We start from the raw sequence: 18561 nt of genomic DNA, 5'->3' as shown, positions 1-18561 counted from the left end.
CGCTCGGACGCCGTAAGTCGAGGGAGGGGCGGCTGCTCCTGAACCGCACCTTTACAGCCTAGTACTTGATCCAAACGGCGCAACCCCGCCAACGGCCGAACCGGCCGTCTCCCGCCGTCCGCCGAAAGCGCGCCTTCCCGGCGTACGTACCAAAAACCGGCGTTCCGACGGCTCACCCTTGACAGCCCGCCCGGGGGACGGTCATGCTCGATGGCGTCTCAGGGTTCCTGATATATAGTGTGGAGGTACTCCGGCGTGACCCGTTCGCCGCACGGCCCGGCCGACTTCGGCCTCGGCAGCTGGCCCGCGCGCCGGGCCCGGATCTCCCCCGGCCGCACCGCGCTCGTCCAGCCCGGCCGCACGCGCACCTACGCGGAGCTCGCCGACCGCGTCGAACGGCTGGCCGGCGCGCTCGCCCGGCTCGGCGTGCGCCCGGGCGACCGCGTGGCCTACCTCGGGGTCAACGACGTCACCGTCTTCGAGACGCTCTTCGCCACCGCCCGCCTCGGCGCGCTCTTCGTCCCGCTCAACTTCCGGCTCTCCCCCGCCGAGATCCGCTACATGCTCGAAGACAGCGGCGCTTCGGTGCTGGTGCACAGCCCGGACACCGACGACCTGCTGGCCGGCCCGCTGCCGGAGACCCTCCGGCACGTCGTCGCGACGGATCCCGCGTCGTGCCCGGCCGGCGGCCTGGACTTCGAGGCCGAGCTGGCCGCCGCCGGCGACCCACCACCCGCCGGGGTGCGGCTGGAGGACCCCTGCCTGCTGCTCTACACCTCCGGCACCACCGGCCGGCCGAAGGCGGCGGTCCTCACCCACGGGAACCTCACCTGGAACACCGTCAACCAGCTCGCCCACCTCGACGTCCTGGGCACCGACAAGGCGCTGTGCATCGCGCCGCTGTTCCACTGCGTCGGGCTGGGCCAGATCACGCTGCCGACGCTGTTCAAGGGCGGCAGCGTGGAACCGGTGGCGAAGTTCGACCCGGGCGCGATCCTCGGCCGGATCGGCGAGGCCGGGATCACGAGCTTCTCCGCGGTCCCCACGATGCTGGAAATGCTGTGCCGCCACGAGGACTGGGACCGCACGGACCTGAGCTCGCTGACGTGCGTGCTCTACGGCGGCTCGCCGGTCGCCGAACGCGTCGCCCGCGCGTGGCTCGACCGCGGCGTGAAACTCCTCCAGGGCTACGGCATGACCGAAGCCTCGCCGGGTGTCTCGATGGCCACCCACGAGGGCACGCTCGACCACCCCGTCGCCGCCGGCGTGCCGCACTTCTTCACCGACGTGGCCGGTCTCGGCCCCGATTTCACGCCCGAGCCGCTCGGCGAGACACCCGCGGAGCTGCTGGTGCGCGGCCCGCACGTGTTCGGCGGCTACTGGAACCGGCCCGAGGAGTCGAAGGCGAGCTTCGTCGACGGCGACTGGTTCCGCACCGGCGACGTCGTCCGCGTCGACGACGACGGCTGGGCCCACGTCGTCGACCGCGTCAAGGACCTGATCATCTCCGGCGGCGAGAACGTCTACCCCGCCGAGATCGAGGCGGTCGCGGTCCGGCTCGACGAGGTCGACGCGTGCGCCGTCGTGGGGGTGGCCGACGAGCGCTGGGGCGAGGTCGGCGCCGCCTTCGTCGTCCGCCGCGCCGGCGCCCAGCTCGGCGAAGCCGCCTTCCGCGCCCACCTCGAACGGCACCTCGCGCGCTTCAAGGTGCCCAAGTACGTGCAGTTCACCGAAACCCTGCCGGTCAACGCCACCGGCAAGATCCGCCGCGTCGAGCTCCGCGCGCGAGCCGCCGCGTCCTTCCCGAACGGACCCGCATGACGATCCCCCTCCTGCCGCCTTCGCTGCACCTGGAGCTGCTCGACGACGTCGCCGTGCTGCGGTTGGCGCGCCCCGAGAAGCGCAACGCCCTCGACGACGCCACCGTGCTCGGCCTCGAAACGTTCTTCGGTGCCCCGCCGCGCGGGGTCAAGGCCGTCGTGCTCGACGCCGTGGGCGAGCACTTCTCCGCCGGGCTCGACCTTTCCGAGCTCACCGAGCGCGACGCGTTCGAGGGCCTGGAGCACTCGATGATGTGGCACCGCGCCTTCGAGCGGCTCGAGCGCGGGCGCGTCCCGGTCGTCGCCGTGCTCCGGGGTGCGGTCGTCGGCGGCGGCCTGGAGCTGGCGGCGGCCGCGCACATCCGCGTCGCCGAGCCGTCGGCGTTCTACGCGCTGCCGGAGGGCCAGCGCGGGCTGTTCGTCGGCGGCGGCGCGTCGGTGCGCGTGCCGCGGCTGATCGGCGCGAGCCGGATGGCCGACATGATGCTCACCGGCCGCGTCCTCGACGCCGACGAAGGCCACGCCGCCGGGCTGTCGCACTACCGCGTCGACGACGGCTTCGAGCACGGGCTCGCCCTGGCCCGCAAGATCGCCACGAACTCGCCGATCACGAACTTCGCCGTCCTGCAGGCACTCCCCCGCATCGCCGAGGCCAACCCGGCCGAGGGCTACTTCATGGAGTCGCTGATGGCCGCGGTGGCGACCGGCAGCGCCGAGGCCAAGGAACGGATGCAGGCCTTCCTCGACAAGCGCGCCGGGAAGGTCGGGCGATGATCCTGCGCCCGGTCGCCCCCGACGTCCGCGAAACCACCGAGATCGGCCGGTACCTGGGGTGGCTGGCCGCCCGCGGCCGTTCGTTCGACGACTACGCCGCGCTCCACCGCTGGTCGGTGACCGACCTCGACGGCTTCTGGGCGTCGATCAAGGACTTCTTCGGCGTCCGCTTCCACTCCCCCGCCGAAAGCGTCGTGCCGGACCGGAGGATGCCCGGCACCGAGTGGTTCCCCGGCGCGACCCTCAACTACGCCGAGCACGCCCTCGGCGGGCCGCCGGATGACGTCGCCGTCATCGCGTACTCCCAGACCCGGGAGCGCGCGGAGCTGACCTGGGGTGAGCTGCGCGAACAGGTCGAGAAGGCCCGCGCGGGCCTCGCCCGGCTCGGGGTCGGGCGCGGCGACCGCGTCGTGGCGTACCTGCCGAACATCCCCGAAACCGTGGTCGCCTACCTCGCGGTCGCGAGCCTCGGCGCGGTCTGGGCGTCCTGCGCGCCCGAGTTCGGCGCCCGCTCGGTCGTCGACCGGTTCGGCCAGATCGAACCCCGCGTGCTGCTGACCGTGTCCGGCTACCGCTACGGCGCCAAGGACGTCGACCGCCGCACCGAGGTGGCCGAGATCCGCGGCGGCCTGCCGACCGTCGAGCACGTCGTCCACGTTCCCTACGGCGACCACGATCTCCCGGACACCTTGGACTGGAGCATCCTCCTCACCGACAGCGCGCCCGGGTTCGAGCCGGTCGGCTTCGCGCACCCGCTGTGCGTGCTGTTCTCCTCCGGCACCACCGGCAAGCCGAAGGCGATCGTGCACGGCCACGGCGGGATCCTGCTGGAGCACCTCAAGAACCACGGCCTCAGCTGGGATCTCGGGCCCGGCGACCGGATCCTGTGGTTCTCCACCACCGCCTGGATGATGTGGAACGCGCTCGTCTCGGGGCTGCTCACCGGCGCGTCGATCGTGCTGGTCGACGGCAACCCGATGCACCCCGACCTGGCGTGGCAGTGGCGGCTCGCCGCCGAAACCCGCGCGACGCTGATGGGCGCGAGCCCGGGCTTCCTGATGGCGTGCCGGAAAGCGGGCCTGAACCCGGCGTCGGAGTTCGACCTGAGCGCGGTGCGGCAGATCGGCGCGGCGGGCAGCCCGCTGCCGGCCGAGGGCTACCACTGGGTGCGGGACGTCTTCGGGCCCGGCGTGCTGCTCAACGTCGGCAGCGGCGGCACCGACGTCTGCAGCGGGATCGTCCAGGGCGGCCCGCTGCAGCCCGTGGTGGCCGGCGAGATCTCCGGGCCGTGCCTCGGCGTCGACGCGAAGGCGTTCGACGAGCACGGCGCCCCGGTGGTCGGCGAGCTGGGCGAGCTGGTGATCACCGCGCCGATGCCGTCCATGCCGGTCGGGTTCTGGGGCGACGACACGGGTGCGCGCTACCGCGAAACGTACTTCGACGTCTATCCCGGGGTCTGGCGCCACGGCGACTGGATCCGGTTCTCCCCGGAGGGGAGCTGCGTCATCGCCGGACGCTCCGACGCGACGCTCAACCGCGGCGGTGTCCGGCTGGGCACCGCCGAGTTCTACGCCGTCGTCGAGGAACTTCCGGAGGTCGACGACTCCCTCGTCGTGCACCTCGAAGACCCCGCCGGCGGCAACGGCGACCTCCGTCTCTACGTCGTCGTCCGGGACGGCACCTTGGACGCGCCGCTGCGCGAGAAGATCACGACGGCGTTGAAGAGCGCGCTGTCGCCGCGGCACGTGCCGGACACGATCACCGCCGTCCCGGTGATCCCCCGCAACCGCACCGGGAAGAAGCTGGAGCTGCCCGTGAAGAAACTCCTGCTCGGCGCCCGGGCCGAGGACGTCGTCGGCCGGGACGTCCTGGCCGATCCCACCGCTCTGGACCACTTCGGGGCGCGCGCATGAGCACCGTCGCGGTCGTCGGCACCGGCGTGATCGGCGCGAGCTGGGCGGGGCTCTTCCTCGCCCACGGCCACGACGTCGTCGCCACCGATCCGGCGCCGGGCGCAGAAGAGCGGTTGCGAGATGCACTCGAAGACACGGATCGGCTGCGGTTCGTCGCCGACGCCGGCGAAGCCGCCGCCGCCGCGGACTTCGTCCAGGAGAACGGTCCCGAGCGCGAGGACGTCAAGCACGCGCTGTTCGCCGTCCTCGACGAGGCCGCGCGGCCGGACGTGATCCTGGCGAGCAGCTCGTCCGGGCTGCTGCCGAGCGTCATCGCCCGCGGCTGCCCGCGCCATCCCGAGCGGGTCGTCATCGGCCACCCGTTCAACCCGCCGCACCTCATCCCGCTCGTCGAGGTGGTGCCCGGCCGCGAGACCGCGCCCGAGGTCGTCGACCGGGCCGTGGCGTTCTACACGTCGCTCGGGAAACGGCCGATCCGGTTGTCGCGGGAAGTGCCCGGCCACGTCGCGAACCGGCTGCAGGCCGCGCTGTGGCAGGAAGCGTATTCGCTCGTGGAACGCGGCATCGCGACGGTCGCGGACATCGACACGGCGATCGCCTACGGGCCCGGGCTGCGCTGGGCCGTGCTCGGCCCGTTCCTCAACCAGCACCTCTCCGGCGGCGCGGGCGGGCTCGCGCACGTCCTGGCGCACCTCGGCCCGCCCACCGAAGAGTGGTGGCGCGACCTGGGCCGCGTCCACCTGACCCCGGAGCTGGCCGAGACACTCGTCGCCGGGGTCGATGCGGAACTCGGCGGCATCGGCGACGATCAGCTCGTCGCCGCGCGCGACGCCGTCCTGAACCGGCTGCTGGCCGCCAAGGCCGCGCAGCCCGACCTGCCCTGAACCTGGAGCTTCCGTGGACCTTTCCGCACTGACCGCCATCGACGTCCACACCCACGTCGAACAGGACGGGCACGGCTGCTTCGCCCTCGACCAGGAGCTGCTGGACGCGTCGGAGAAGTACTTCCGCGCCGGCCAGGACCGGACGCCGACGGTGGCCGCGATCGCCGAGCACTACCGGGCGCGGAACATGGCCGCCGTCGTCTTCACGGTCGAGGCGCCGGCCGCGACCGGGCACCCCGCGCTCTCGAGCGAGGAGATCGCCGACGCGGCCGCCGAGCACGCCGACGTGCTCATCCCATTCGGCTCGGTCGACCCGCACGCCGGGAAGGCCGCCGTGCGCCGCGCGCGGGCACTGGTCGAGGGGCACGGCGTCCGCGGCTTCAAGTTCCACCCCAGCCTGCAGGCGTTCGAGCCGAACGACGTCCGGTACTACCCGTTGTACGACGCCATCCGGGAGCTGGGCGTCCCGGCGCTGTTCCACACCGGGCAGACGGGGATCGGCGCCGGGCTGCCGGGCGGGCACGGCATCAAGCTGCGCTACTCGAACCCGATGCTGCTCGACGACGTCGCCGCCGACTTCCCGGAGCTGACGATCATCCTCGCGCACCCGTCGGTGCCGTGGCAGGACGAGGCGATCTCGGTCGCGACGCACAAGGCCAACGTCTACATCGACCTGTCCGGCTGGTCCCCGAAGTACTTCCCGCCGCAGCTGGTCCGCGCGGCGAACTCGCTGCTCAAGCGGAAGGTGCTGTTCGGCTCGGACTTCCCGGTGATCACCCCGGACCGCTGGCTCGCCGACTTCGCCGCCCTCGACCTCAAGGAGGAAGTGCGGCCGCTGATCCTCAAGGACAACGCCGTGCGGGTACTCGGCCTTTCCTGAAGGTTTGTCCGCATCGTTCCCGGGCACCCGTTCCGTCTGGCGCTTTTGCGGACGGGAGGCGGAAATCGTGGCCGAGGGTGACGTGCACACCTACTTCGAAAACGGGCTGTGGAAGAACCGCGTCGAGGGCGGGCACCGGGCTTCCAACACCTCGCCGCGCCGGACCGACGCCGTGCTCGCCGGCCGGCTGATCGCGAAGAAACGGCGGGTCGGGCACGTGGTCCACACCCCGGAAGGCGACGTCGAAACCGAACGCGACTTCCGGCCGCGGCGTCCACAGTAGACGAAGACCCGCCCCGCCCGGCGAAGGCCGGGGGTGGACCTGCGAGCGGAGGCGGGAGCTTCTGTCCGTTCCCACGCGGGAAACACCGGTGTTCCCCGGCGTGACGCGGACCTCAAGCGCGGCGCAGCACGGCCCACACGGTCTTGCCGCCGGAGCGGCGCCGGCTGCTCCCCCACACCTTCGCGACCTTGGCGACCATCCGCAGCCCGAGCCCCGTCTCGGTCAGGTCGAGCCCTTCGCGCACCACCGCGGGACGCGGGCTTTCGTCGGCCACCTCGACCGACAGCCGGCGACGGCGCAGCTCCAGCCGCAGCCGGGGCACGGAATCCGTGTGCCGCAGGGCGTTTTCGACGAGCTCGGTCGCGACCAGCTCGGCGTCCTCGGCCAGCTCGGGCACCCGCCACTCGGCACAGGTCCGCCGCACGAACGCGCGGGCGGACGTCGAAGTACGGGACGAGCGGGTCAGCACGCGGCGCGCGCGTTTCCGTGCGGGGCGCTCCAGCGCGGCTTCGGCCGAGGCGGCGTCGGCGTACACGGGCGCGCTCTGGGCGGCCAGCACCGCTCGCTGGTCGGGCCGGCCGGTCACCAGCACGAAGGGCACGGCCGGCCAGTCGCCGAGCCGCAGCGCGACGAACGAGAACACCTTGACGAGTTCGCGGTCTTCGAGCTCGAGGCCTTCGACGTCGACGAGGACGCCGTCATCGGACTCGGCGGCGAGTTCGAGCAAGCTGTCGCGCAGCCGCGGACCAGTCGTCCGATCGAGGACGCCGACGACCGCGGTCGTCGAGCCGTGCCGGGGAACCAGCCGGACGGAATTGTGCCGGGCGAGCACCGGGGACCACCTCCTGCCGGGTCTCCCGATCGGGTCCCCCGTCTCGGAGCACTCAAACGGTGACGTGTACTCCCGTCCGTGCGGGGTACCCGAGCGGACCTGCGAACCCGAGGAGCCATCATCGCCACCGCGGTCCTGTTCGACATCGACGGCACGCTCGTCGACTCCAACTACCTCCACGTCCACGCCTGGCGGCGGGCGTTCCACGAGCTGGACCGCCCCGTCGACTCCTGGCGCGTGCACCGCGCGCTCGGCAAGGGCTCCGGCAAGCTGCTGAGCACCCTGCTCGGCGACGACGACGCCGAGCGCGTCGGCGACGAGGTCGAGGACCTCCACAGCCGCTTCTACCTGGAGACGGCCGATCTGCTGCGGCCGTTCGCCCAGGCCCCGGAGCTGATCCGGGCGCTCGCCGCGAAGGGCGTGCGGGTCGTCCTGGCGACGTCGGCGGCGCCCGACGAGCTGGCCGAGCTGCGCCGCGTCCTCGGGGTGGACGACGTGGTGAAGGACGTCGTCGCGGGCGCCGACGTCGACGCGACGAAACCGGACCCGGAACCGGTGCTGGTGGCGCTGGAGAAGGCCGGCACGGCCCCGGCGGACACGATGTTCGTCGGCGACGCGGTCTGGGACGTGCGAGCCGCCTCGAAGGCCGGCGTGCGCACGATCGGCGTCCTGTCGGGCGGAGTCGGCGCGGCGGAACTGGAAGAGGCGGGCGCGATCGCGACCTACGACGATGTCGCGGCCTTGCTCGCGAACCTCGAGAAGAGCCCGCTGGCCGAGCTGTTCAGCTGACGCGTTACGAAAGTTTGTGTCCCGTGAGGTGACACTCTTTCAGTCGCTCTGACCTGCGATAATCCGCGATCATTGTCCCTCCGGGGCGTTTTCCCGGCTGTGCTGTGGTTATCGCCAGTTCGGGAACAAGTGTGCCCGCAAGCCCCCGCCTCTCCGGCAGGGGCTTTTTTTCTGCCCTTTCCGCCGTCGGCCCGCCCACGGCGATTTCGTCGTGCCCGGAGGTTCCCTTTGCTGACGTTGCTCGTCTACCTGTCACCGATGCTCCTGCTCATCATCATCTTCGGCGTGGTCGCGATCGTGGCGCTGTGCCAGGCCAAGCCCGAAGATGTCCCGCGGGTGTTCACCGAAGCCACCAAGGTGTTCCACCGGCTGACCAGCCGCCGTGCGCAAAGGACTACGCACACCGGTGATACTGAGGGGAGCGAAGAGGAGACAAGGCCGTGACGCGTCGGAAGGTGACCGTGCTGGACGGGAGCAGACACGTCACCGCCGTCCTCACGCTGGCCCAGCTCGAGTCCGTGCTCGAATCCCTTTCCTGCCGTCAAGCCGAGCTCGTCACCCTGCGGTACGGATTGCGGGACGGCGCCCCCCGGTCTCGTGCGGAAACGGCGGCGCTCCTCGGTCTTTCCGCGGCTCAAGTGACACGGCTGGAGGAGGAGGCTTTCCGGTTGATGCGCCACCCCAGCCGGTCGCAGCACCTCCGCGACTATGTCGACTCCGATGTGGCGGTCGTCCCGGACACGGTTCGCGCAGGGATCATGGGCAAGGCCGATGCCCCAACTCTCGGTCGTTGTGCACGTCACGGGTACTTTGAACTGGCCACCGGATCCGCGCTCTGCTCGATCTGCCCGTGCCCGATCACCGCGGCGCGTTCGGCGGCCTCCCACCTCGGCCGGCCACGAGACTACTGTTCCAATGCCTGCCGACAAGCGTCCTACCGCCGACGTCGGCAGGCCCGAAAGGATCTTGGCTTCAGCTGACCTTCCGGGCCACCAGCCGTTCGACGAGTCCCAGCTTGAACCGTTCCCGCCGCTCGATCGGCAACCCGTGTGCCTCCACCAGCTTCAGCGGACGCCGCCGGAAGTGCTCGCCCGCCAAGGGAACGCTCGCCAGCTCCACCAGCCACTGGGCCGCGCGCACCGCGAACGACGAGCCCGCCACGTGGTCGACCAGGATCAGCCTCCCGCCGGGACGCAGGACGCGGGCCATCTCCGCGACCGCCGTCGCGGGGTCCGGGATCGCGCAGAGGCCGAACGTGCACACGACCGTGTCGAAGGACGCCTCGGTGAACGGCAGCGCGTGCGCGCTGCCCTGCGCCAAGGTGACCGCGCGGCCGAGTTCGCGGGCTCGCGACCGGGCGATGTCGAGCATCCCGGCGCTCAGGTCGAGCCCGGTGAGCGTCACCTCGGCGGGGTACCAGGCCAGGTTGAGCCCGGTCCCGACGGCGACCTCCAGGACCTCGCCGGCCGCCTGGCCGCAGGCCCACTCCCGCGAGTCGCCGAAGAGGCGGCGGTCCCAGACGCCCATCTCCGCGTCGTAGCTCGCCGACTTGCGGTCCCAGTGCCGGTTCCACCGCTCCGCCTTCGCCATGCCCCCAGCGAAGCACGAACCGGCCCGGGATCGGGTGATCCCGGGCCGGTTCCGCTCAGCCGAACATGCCGGGCTCGTACGAGCCGCCCTTCTGGTGCAGGATCACCGCGAGCCGGTTGGCCGAGTTCATCTGGGCCACGAGGGCGACCAGCGCGGCGGTCCGGTCGTCGTCGTAGTGCTCGCGCACGCGCTCCCAGGTGTCGTCGGAGACGCCGGGGCTCGCGTCGGCGATCCGGGTGCCCTCCTCGGCCAGCGCCAGCGCGGCCTGCTCGGCCTCGCTGAACACCGTGGCCTCGCGCCAGGCGGCGACCAGGTTGATCCGCACCGCGGTCTCCCCGGCGGCCGCCAGCTCCTTCGTGTGGATGTCGACGCACCAGCCGCAGCCGTTGATCTGGCTGACGCGCAGCGATACCAGCTCCTGCGTGACCTTCGGCAGCGGCGACTGGACGATGGCCAGGCTCGCGGTGCCGAACCGCTTGGCGAACTTGGCGCCGATCTCGGTGCCGGTCAGGCTGAAACGGGGTTCCATGGTTCCTCTTCCGTGGTCGTGAACCGGACGACCACGAGATGCCGGGCCACCCCGGCCCCGTGACCGTGACGACGGTCACGGTCACAAAGCGACCCCGACGAGCATCTGGTGGGAAACTCCGCGAGACGAAAGAGGGATCCCCATGGCCGACGCCGCCACCGAGGCGTTCCTCGCGCACCGGAACCTGCTGTTCACCGTCGCCTACCAGATGCTCGGCTCGGCGGCCGACGCCGAAGACGTCCTGCAGGAGACCTGGCTGCGCTGGGTGGGCGTGGACCTCGACGCCGTGCGTGACGAGCGCGCGTATCTGGTCCGGATCACCACCCGCCTGGCGCTCATGCGGCTGCGGACGCTCGGCCGGCGCAAGGAGTCCTACGTCGGCCCGTGGCTGCCCGAGCCGCTGCTGACCGCGCCCGACGTGGCCGAGGACGTCGAGCTGGCCGACAGCGTCTCGATGGCGATGCTGCTGGTGCTGGAGACGCTGACGCCGGCCGAGCGGGCCGTGTTCGTGCTGCGCGAGGTGTTCGACCTGGGCTACGACGAGATCGCCGAAGCCGTCGGCAAGACCCCGGCCACGGTCCGCCAGATCGCGCACCGGGCCCGCTCCCACGTCGCCGCGCGCCGCCCTCGCGGCGCCGTCTCCCCCGCCACGTCCCGCCACGCGCTGGAGGCGTTCCAGCGCGCGGTCGAGACGGGCGATCTGCAGCACCTGCTGGACATCCTCGCCCCGGACGTGGTGTTCCTCGGCGACGGCGGCGGTGTGGTGCAGGCGGTGCTGGAGCCCGTGGTCGGTGCGTCCGACGTGAGCCGGCTGCTGGCCGCCGGCCTGGGCAACTTCGCCGCGGGGTCCCTGGCCGCGGTCCAGGTCAACGGCTACCCGGCGTTGCTCCTGCGCCGCGACGGCGAGGTCGACACGGTGCTGGCGGTCCGCATCGACGACGGGCTCATCACGGGCCTGTACGCGGTGCGCAACCCGGCGAAGCTGTCCCGTTTGGACGAAGAGACGACGCTGCGGCGCTAGCGCTTTTCCTTGAGGTCCTTCGCTTTGACGCCGACCAGGAGCACGACCACGGCGAGCCGTGCGGACCGGGACGGGCTCCCGGTCCGCACGAGCCGGGACTCACTCCGTGGCGTCGGCCGCCGCCACGATCACCTCGGCCACCGTCGCCGGCTGGGACACCGCCACCGCGTGGGAGGCGTCGATCCGGCGGACCGTCGACGACGCGCGGTCGGCCATGAACTCCTGTGCCGCCGCCGGGATCGCGTTGTCCTGGTTGGCGATCAGCGTCCACGACGGCAGCTTCGTCCACGCCGGCGTGCCCTCGAAGGGGGCCGCCAGCGCCTGCTGGGCGACCGCCCGCTGGGTGACCGCCAGGATCGCCGCGGTCTGCGCCGGGACGTCGGCCGCGAACACCTCGGCGAAGTCCGCCGGCTTGATCGACAGCTCGGGCGTCCCGTCGTGGACGAGGACGTTCGTCGTCTCCGGGCCGAGCTTCGCGCCCGGGTAACGGCCGGACAGCTCGAACACGCTCTCGCCGGCGTCGGGCTGGAACGCCGCGATGTAGACCAGCGCGCGCACGTTCGGCGTCTCGGTCGCCGCGCGGGTGATCAGCGCGCCGCCGTACGAGTGGCCGGCGAGGACAACCGGGCCTTCGACGCTCTTGACGACGTCCGCGACGTACGCCGCGTCCGACTCGACGCCGCGAAGCGGGTTCGCCACCGCGACGACCGGGAAGCCCTGCTCCTGCAGCTTGGCGACGACGCCGGTCCAGCTCGACGAGTCGGCGAAAGCGCCGTGGACCAGGACGATGGTGGGCTTGCTCATGACTGGCTCCTCAGAGAGAACGACTGGTCTTTCTGTCTCCACACTCTGGCCGTCCGAGGACGCCTTGGCAATGTGACGTAGCCGATCTAGCAGAACGACCAGTCTTTCTCTATGCTGGCCGGATGAAGTCTGCCGACGTGCACCCGAAAGATCGGCTGCTGGCGACCGCGTCGCGCCTCTTCTACGCGGAGGGCATCCACGCGGTCGGGGTCGAGCGCCTGGTCTCCGAGGCATCCGTGACGCGGGCGACGTTCTACCGGCACTACCCCACGAAGGACGACTTGGTCGCGGCGTACCTCGCCGAGACGAGCCGCCAGATCCGCACGGCCGTCGACGCGGCCCGAGCGGGCAAGCCACCGCGCGAGGCGCTCGCCTCGGCGCTGTCGGTGGTGGGCGAGGCGACGTGCGGCGAGGATTTCCGCGGCTGCCAGTTCCTCAACGCGGCGGCGGAGTACCCCGACGCCGACTCCCAGGTCCGCCGGGTGATCGACGACCACCGCCAGTGGTTCTTCGAGGTCCTCCGGAGCGAGGCGGCGGCCGCGGGCCACCCGGAGCCGGACCACGCGGCCCGGGTCCTGGTCCTCCTTCGCGACGGCGCCCTGCACGGCGGAGAACTGGACGACGCCGAAACCGTGCGGACGACCCTCCGGCGGGCGGTCGAGGACTTCTTCCCCGCCTGACGCCGACCCGCCCACGTTCACCTGCGAAAACCCGGCAGAACTAGGCCGAACGGGTTACCGTCGAAGCAGCACAGACGGAGGTTCGGCATGGCTGCTCACGACGCGTCCCGCGTCCCCGCGTGGGTCGAGCCGATGCTGGCCAAGGCCGACGGCGGCCGCTTGCGCAGCGGCGCCGAGTGGGCCTACGAGTACAAGCTGGACGGCTACCGCGCCGCCATGCGGATCGCCCCGGACGGCACCACCGTCCTCACCAGCCGCAACAACATCGACTTCACCGCCGAGTTCCGGGAACTCGCCGGAGTGCTCGACCTCGACGGGCAGGCCGCGATCCTCGACGGCGAGATCGTCGTCTACGGCGACGACGGCCGGATCGACTTCGAGCTCATGCAGGAACGTCGCGGCCGCTGGGTCCGGCACCAGAGCGCGTCCCCGGGCCGGGCGTTCGACGACGTCCCGGTCCGCTTCCTCGCCTTCGACCTGCTGCGGCTCGGCGACCGCGACCTGCTCAAGGAGCCGTACGACGAACGCCGCCGGCTGCTGGCCGGCCTGCCGATGCCCGATCCCTACCGCGTCTCGGTGGTCCGCGCCGTCACCTTCGACGAGCTCGCCGCGGACCGCCGCACACCGGCGGACTTCCTGGCCCACGCCGCGTCCGCGGGCTACGAAGGCGTCGTGGCGAAGCTCCGCAGCTCCGCCTACCTGCCCGGGCAGCGGCCGGACGCCTGGCTGAAGCACCCGCTGATCCGCACCCAGGAGGTCATCATCTGCGGCTGGCGCCCCGGCCAGCGCAGCTTCAGCGGCACCCTCGGCGGCCTCCTGCTCGGCGCGCACGATCCCGCCAGTGGCGACCTCGTCTACATCGGCGACGTCGGCACCGGCTTCAGCCAGGCCGCCCGCGCCGACCTCAAGGACCGGCTCCAGCGGCTCGAACGCCGCACCCACCCGTTCGCGACGCCGCCGCCGCGCGAGGACACCGCCCGCGCCCGCTGGGTCGAACCGCGGCTCGTCGGCGAGATCGTCTACCGCCAGTTCACGCGCGCGGGGCGCGTCCGCCACACCGCCTGGCGCGGCCTGCGGGCGGACAAGGAACCCGCGGACGTCCTCGCCCCGCGCGCGGCACCGGCGGAACCGGCCGCGCCTCCGCCGCCCGAGCCGGTGGGCCGGAAGATCACCGTGCAGGCCGGCAACCGGCAGCTCACCCTGTCCAATTTGGACAAGGTGCTGTACCCGGCGGACGGGTTCACCAAGGGCGAGGTGATCAACTACTACTCGCGGATCGCCGCGGTCCTGCTGCCGCACCTCGCCGGGCGGCCGGTGACGTTCATCCGGTACCCCAACGGGGTCGACGGCGAGAAGTGGTTCGAGAAGAACGTCCCCAACGGCGCGCCGTCGTGGTTGCGCACGGTCCGCTTGCCCAGCACCGGTTCCCGCGGCAGCGGCGACACCATCGACTACCCGCTCCTCGACGACCTGCCGGCGCTGGTCTGGTCGGCCAACATGGCCGCACTGGAGCTGCACGTTCCTCAGTGGACGGTCACTTCAGACGCGACGCCGCAGCCGCCCGACCGCCTGGTGTTCGACCTGGACCCCGGCCCGGGCACGAGCGTCGTCGACTGCTCGCGCGTCGCCGAACGCCTCCACGACGTCCTGGTCGCCGACGGCCTGACGCCGTTCGCGAAGACCTCGGGGTCCAAGGGAATGCAGCTGTACTGCGGCATCCGGACCGACGACCCCGCCGCGCCCTCGGCCTACGCCAAGCGGCTCGCGCAGCGCCTGGCGCGGGAGACGCCGGACTCGGTGACCGCGGTGATGGCCAAGGCGCAGCGCGGCGGACGGGTGTTCATCGACTGGAGCCAGAACAACCCGGCCAAGACGACGATCGCCCCGTACTCCCTGCGCGGCCGCGACCGGCCGACGGTGTCGACGCCGGTGACGTGGGACGAGGTCCGCGCGTGCCGGCACGTGAACCACCTGACCTTCACCGCCGACGAGGTCCTGGACCGCGTCGCCGAGCACGGCGATCTGCTCGCCGGGCTGGCCGGGAGCCGCGCGTCCCTCCCCTGACCCGGCCGTCGCGACCCACGGTCGCAGCGCGTCATCCCAACGAGGTGCCCCGGGTCCCGAAAGAGGCTGCCGAGTGCGTCGCGGACCACCCCGCGCAGGGGTGCCGCTGGGCCAGACGGGCACCGCACGGCCAGCGCGAGTGAAGCTCCTTGTCCGCGGGAATCACTACTCGCTAGCGTCGTCGGGGAGGGGACGAGGCCGGGCGCCCGGTGCGTTTCCTTGCACCCCAAGGGATTTCCCCTTTCAAGAAGACGAACGAGGAGTTTCTCGATGACGGCTCTCGACCAGCCCGTGACCCGCACCGCGTACCAGCAGTCGGTCGCCGACTACTGGAACGCGGAAAAGGACCCGGTGAACCTCCGGCTGGGCGATGTCGACGGTCTCTACCACCACCACTACGGCCTCGGCGACTACGACCCGGCCGTCCTCGACGCCCCCGAAGACCGGCGCGACCAGGCGATCATCGATGAGATGCACCGGCTCGAGACCGCGCAGGCCGACGTCCTCCTCGACCACCTCGGCCCGATCGGGCCCGCCGACCGGCTGCTCGACGCCGGCTGCGGCCGCGGCGGCACCAGCGTCATGGCCCACCAGCGCTTCGGCTGCCAGGTCGACGGGATCTCCATCTCCGAGCAGCAGGTCGGGTTCGCCAACGAGCACGTGCGGCAGCGCGGGATCGACGGCTCGGTGCGCTACCACCTGCGCAACATGCTCGACACCGGCTTCGAATCCGGCGTGTTCCAGGGCATCTGGAACAACGAGAGCACGATGTACGTCGACCTGCACGACCTGTTCGCCGAGCACGCGCGGCAGCTCAAGCCCGGCGGCCGGTACGTCACGATCACCGGCTGCTACAACGACGTCACCGGCGGCCGCTCGCGCGCGGTGAGCCAGATCGACCAGCACTACATCTGCAACATCCACGCCCGCGGCGACTACTTCAAGGCGTTGTCGGACAACGGGTTCGTGCCGATCAACGTCGTCGACCTGACGGCCGCGACGATCCCGTACTGGGAGCTGCGGGAGCGGTCCTCGGTCGCCACCGGGGTGGAGAAACCGTTCCTGACCGCGTACCGCGAAGGCAGCTTCCACTACCTGCTCATCGCCGCCGACCGCGTCTGAGGCGGGCGTGCCGAGGGAGACCGCCATGACGACCGGGACCACGTGTCCACAGTGGACGAACGGGGGTGCCGCGAGCCTGCTCGCGGGCCCGTTCGGCCTCGGCACGGCCGCGGCGCGGATCGCGACCCAGTTCGCGCCCGCGCCCGGGCAGGACCCGGCCTACGCGTACCTGCCGTGGGGTGACGGCAGTGCGACGCCGTTGTACTGCCCGGTTCCGGGACGGATCGACGACGCCCTCGCCGGGGAGGTCGACCGGCGGCTGGTCGCGTGGGCCGAGGACTGTGGGTTCACCGGCAAGGGCCTCGACCAGATCGCCCGGGCCGGGTTCGGCAGGCTGGTGATGCTCGCCCACCCCGACTGCGACGACCCGGACCGCCTGCTCGTCGCGGCGCAGCTGAACGCGACGTGGTGGGCGGCCGACGACTACTACGCCGACGACAGCGCGCTGGGCGCGGCGCCGACCGAACTGCCGCCACGCCTGGCGCTCGTCATGGCGGCCATGGACCCGGTCGCGCCGGCCGGGGAGTTCTCGGCGCCCCTCGAAGAAGCGCTGCGGGCGGACCCGATCCTCGTCGGGCTGCACTCGGCGATCGGCCACCTGGGCCGGCACGGCTCCCCCGTGCTGGTCCAGCGGGTCTGCTATTCGACGTTCGCCATGTTCGTCAGCTGGGACGCCTACGCGGCGTGGCGCCACACCGGCCGCTACCCACCCGCGTGGGAGTACCTGGCGGCCCGCCAGCACGACAGCTTCTACACGTCGATGACCCTGGTCGACGCCGTCGGCGGGTACGAGCTGGCCGCGCCGTTCTACTACGACCCGCGCGTGCGGGAGGCGATGATGCGGGCCGGGACGGCGTCGGTGCTGGTCAACGACCTGCATTCGGTGGCCAAGGACGCCGCCGACGAGAAGCCCGTCTGCAACATGGTCCTGCAGATCGCCGCGGACCGGGGCTGTCCGGTCGAGGAGGCGGTCGAGGCCACCGTCGAGCTGCACAACAAGATCGTCCACGAGTTCGAGGACGGCCACCGCGAGCTGATGGCGGTGGCGTCGCCGGAGCTGCAGCGGTTCCTCGTGGGTGTCCGTTCCTGGATGGGCGGCGGCTTCACCTGGCACGCCACCAATCCCCGTTACCAGTCTTGACCTTCGAATGATTGGGTGGTTCTCGTTGTGACTGTCACCGACCCGGTGGACACCGACCAGGCACCGCTGAGCCTCGGCCGGGCCGCGGCCCGCACCCTGGCCACCACGACCAAGTCGGTCCCGCAGATGCAGGGCATCTCCTCCCGCTGGCTCCTCAAAGTCCTGCCCTGGGTCGAAGTCTCCGGCGGTGCCTACCGCGTCAACCGCCGCCTGTCCTACTCCGTCGGCGACGGCCGCGTCACCTTCACCACCACCGGCGCCGACGTCCGCGTCATCCCACCCGAACTCGGCGAACTCGCCCCCCTGCGCGGCTACGACGACGACGACGTCCTCACCGAACTCGCCTCCCGCTTCACCCAGCACGAATACGTCCCCGGCGACACCCTCGTCGAGTTCGGCTCCCGCGCCGACCAGGTGTTCCTCATCGCCCACGGCAAAATCACCAAAGTCGGCACCGGCGCCTACGGCGACCAGACCGTCCTGGGCACCCTCGCCGACGGCGACTACTTCGGCGAAACCGCCCTGATCCGCACCGACGGAATCTGGGAGTTCACCGCCAAAGCCGTCACCACCTGCACCGTCCTGACCCTGCCCCGCGCCGCGTTCCAGGACGTCCTGTCCCGCTCGGAGACCCTGCAAGCCCACCTCGACGCCTTCACCGCCGACGGCTCATCCGCCCGCAACGACCACGGCGAAGCCGAGATCTCGCTGGCCTCCGGGCACGACGGCGAGCCGACGCTGCCGGGCACGTTCGTCGACTACGACGCCCAGCCCCGGGAATACGAACTCTCGGTCGCCCAGACCGTCCTGCGGGTGCACTCCCGCGTCGCGGATCTCTACAACCAGCCGATGAACCAGATCGAGCAGCAGCTGCGGCTGACCATCGAAGCCCTGCGGGAACGCCAGGAACACGAGCTGGTCAACAACACCGACTTCGGGCTCCTGCACAACGCCGACTTCGCCCAGCGCATCCCCACCCGCACCGGCCCACCCACTCCCGACGACCTGGACGAGCTGCTGGCGTTGGTGTGGAAGGACCCCGGGTTCTTCCTCGCCCACCCCAAGACCATCGCCGCGTTCGGGCGGGAATGCACCAAGGCCGGGCTCTACCCCGACGCCGTCGACTTCGGCGGGCACCACGTCCCGGCCTGGCGGGGGGTGCCGATCCTGCCCTGCAACAAGATCCCCGTCACCGAGACCCGCACCAGCTCGATCCTGCTGATGCGAACCGGGGAACAGGCCCAGGGCGTGGTGGGGTTGCACCAGACCGGACTCCCGGACGAATACCAGCCCGGGCTCAACGTCCGGTTCATGGGCGTGTCGGAGCAGGCGATCATGTCGTACCTGGTGTCGGCCTACTACTCGGCCGCGGTGCTGGTGCCGGATGCGTTGGCGGTGCTGGAAAGCGCCGAACTCGGCCGAGAAGGCTGACACC

19 protein-coding genes are annotated in these 18561 nt (G+C 71.5%); 15 read left to right on the top strand and 4 right to left on the bottom strand.

Annotated features, from left to right (window positions below; translation table 11 throughout):
* Positions 1-255: 255 nt before the first annotated feature.
* The 6 genes from AA23TX_RS14210 to AA23TX_RS14185 all read left to right on the top strand — a co-directional run bounded on the left by AA23TX_RS14210 (position 256) and on the right by AA23TX_RS14185 (position 6554).
* Positions 256-1821: an acyl-CoA synthetase gene (locus AA23TX_RS14210; protein WP_155542996.1), complete on the top strand. Its 1566-nt coding sequence runs from the start codon at positions 256-258 to the stop codon at positions 1819-1821.
* The gene (locus AA23TX_RS14205) at positions 1818-2594 is read left to right on the top strand and encodes a crotonase/enoyl-CoA hydratase family protein (RefSeq protein ID WP_155542995.1); all 777 of its coding nucleotides are present in this window, start codon (positions 1818-1820) and stop codon (positions 2592-2594) included. Before AA23TX_RS14210 ends, AA23TX_RS14205 begins: the two co-directional genes overlap by 4 nt.
* Complete coding sequence (locus AA23TX_RS14200) at positions 2591-4507, top strand: acetoacetate--CoA ligase (protein ID WP_155542994.1); 1917 nt, start codon at positions 2591-2593, stop codon at positions 4505-4507. The genes AA23TX_RS14205 and AA23TX_RS14200 overlap by 4 nt, the downstream gene beginning before the upstream one ends.
* Positions 4504-5391, top strand: coding sequence for a 3-hydroxyacyl-CoA dehydrogenase NAD-binding domain-containing protein (locus tag AA23TX_RS14195; protein WP_155542993.1), 888 nt, complete (start codon positions 4504-4506; stop codon positions 5389-5391). The genes AA23TX_RS14200 and AA23TX_RS14195 overlap by 4 nt, the downstream gene beginning before the upstream one ends.
* A 13-nt stretch (positions 5392-5404) precedes the next feature.
* Positions 5405-6271, top strand: a complete 867-nt coding sequence (couO, locus tag AA23TX_RS14190; RefSeq protein WP_155542992.1) for a 4-hydroxyphenyl-beta-ketoacyl-CoA hydrolase — start codon at positions 5405-5407, stop codon at positions 6269-6271.
* A 67-nt stretch (positions 6272-6338) separates the two neighbouring features.
* Positions 6339-6554, top strand: coding sequence for a DUF2188 domain-containing protein (locus tag AA23TX_RS14185; protein ID WP_155542991.1), 216 nt, complete (start codon positions 6339-6341; stop codon positions 6552-6554).
* A gap of 112 nt (positions 6555-6666) precedes the next feature.
* Here AA23TX_RS14185 and AA23TX_RS14180 read toward each other — a convergent pair whose 3' ends face one another.
* On the bottom strand, positions 6667-7386 hold the full coding sequence (locus tag AA23TX_RS14180) for an ATP-binding protein (RefSeq protein WP_155542990.1): 720 nt from the start codon (positions 7384-7386) through the stop codon (positions 6667-6669).
* Positions 7387-7464: 78 nt separating this feature from the next.
* Between AA23TX_RS14180 and AA23TX_RS14175 the strand changes: the two genes are divergently transcribed.
* The 3 genes from AA23TX_RS14175 to AA23TX_RS14165 all read left to right on the top strand — a co-directional run bounded on the left by AA23TX_RS14175 (position 7465) and on the right by AA23TX_RS14165 (position 9155).
* Positions 7465-8175, top strand: a complete 711-nt coding sequence (locus tag AA23TX_RS14175; protein ID WP_155542989.1) for an HAD family hydrolase — start codon at positions 7465-7467, stop codon at positions 8173-8175.
* A gap of 228 nt (positions 8176-8403) precedes the next feature.
* On the top strand, positions 8404-8619 hold the full coding sequence (locus AA23TX_RS14170) for a hypothetical protein (protein WP_155542988.1): 216 nt from the start codon (positions 8404-8406) through the stop codon (positions 8617-8619).
* Positions 8620-8630: 11 nt separating this feature from the next.
* Positions 8631-9155 carry a sigma factor-like helix-turn-helix DNA-binding protein gene (locus AA23TX_RS14165; RefSeq protein ID WP_196425315.1) on the top strand — a complete coding sequence of 175 codons (525 nt, stop codon included), beginning with the start codon at positions 8631-8633 and terminating at the stop codon, positions 9153-9155.
* Here AA23TX_RS14165 and AA23TX_RS14160 read toward each other — a convergent pair.
* Positions 9148-9765 (bottom strand): class I SAM-dependent methyltransferase, encoded by a 618-nt coding sequence (locus AA23TX_RS14160; protein ID WP_155542986.1) that lies wholly within the window; start codon positions 9763-9765, stop codon positions 9148-9150. The two genes, AA23TX_RS14165 and AA23TX_RS14160, sit on opposite strands and share 8 nt — an antisense overlap.
* 55 nt (positions 9766-9820) lie before the next feature.
* Complete coding sequence (locus tag AA23TX_RS14155) at positions 9821-10294, bottom strand: carboxymuconolactone decarboxylase family protein (protein WP_155542985.1); 474 nt, start codon at positions 10292-10294, stop codon at positions 9821-9823.
* A gap of 142 nt (positions 10295-10436) precedes the next feature.
* On the opposite strand from AA23TX_RS14155, the gene AA23TX_RS14150 reads away from it, so the two are divergent.
* The gene (locus tag AA23TX_RS14150; RefSeq protein WP_155542984.1) at positions 10437-11315 is read left to right on the top strand and encodes an RNA polymerase sigma-70 factor; all 879 of its coding nucleotides are present in this window, start codon (positions 10437-10439) and stop codon (positions 11313-11315) included.
* A gap of 99 nt (positions 11316-11414) precedes the next feature.
* On the opposite strand, the gene AA23TX_RS14145 is transcribed toward AA23TX_RS14150, so the two are convergent.
* Entirely contained in the window at positions 11415-12119 is a 705-nt protein-coding gene (locus tag AA23TX_RS14145) for an alpha/beta fold hydrolase (protein ID WP_155542983.1), read from the bottom strand.
* Positions 12120-12241: 122 nt separating this feature from the next.
* Here AA23TX_RS14145 and AA23TX_RS14140 point away from each other — a divergent pair, with 122 nt between their 5' ends.
* From AA23TX_RS14140 to AA23TX_RS14120, 5 genes are all read left to right on the top strand, one after another.
* On the top strand, positions 12242-12799 hold the full coding sequence (locus tag AA23TX_RS14140; RefSeq protein ID WP_155542982.1) for a TetR/AcrR family transcriptional regulator: 558 nt from the start codon (positions 12242-12244) through the stop codon (positions 12797-12799).
* Positions 12800-12886: 87 nt separating this feature from the next.
* Complete coding sequence (gene ligD, locus AA23TX_RS14135) at positions 12887-14863, top strand: DNA ligase D (RefSeq protein ID WP_155542981.1); 1977 nt, start codon at positions 12887-12889, stop codon at positions 14861-14863.
* A 270-nt stretch (positions 14864-15133) separates the two neighbouring features.
* Complete coding sequence (locus AA23TX_RS14130; protein ID WP_155542980.1) at positions 15134-15985, top strand: geranyl diphosphate 2-C-methyltransferase; 852 nt, start codon at positions 15134-15136, stop codon at positions 15983-15985.
* A gap of 25 nt (positions 15986-16010) precedes the next feature.
* Positions 16011-17126 (top strand): family 2 encapsulin nanocompartment cargo protein terpene cyclase, encoded by a 1116-nt coding sequence (locus AA23TX_RS14125; protein WP_155542979.1) that lies wholly within the window; start codon positions 16011-16013, stop codon positions 17124-17126.
* 27 nt (positions 17127-17153) lie between these two features.
* A complete protein-coding gene (locus AA23TX_RS14120; protein ID WP_155542978.1) occupies positions 17154-18557 on the top strand; it encodes a family 2B encapsulin nanocompartment shell protein in 1404 nt (467 codons plus the stop codon).
* The last annotated feature ends 4 nt before the right edge of the window (positions 18558-18561 follow it).

The sequence above is a fragment of the Amycolatopsis camponoti genome (assembly GCF_902497555.1).
GTDB lineage: Bacteria > Actinomycetota > Actinomycetes > Mycobacteriales > Pseudonocardiaceae > Amycolatopsis > Amycolatopsis camponoti.
This window is presented reverse-complemented; position numbering and strand designations above follow the sequence as displayed.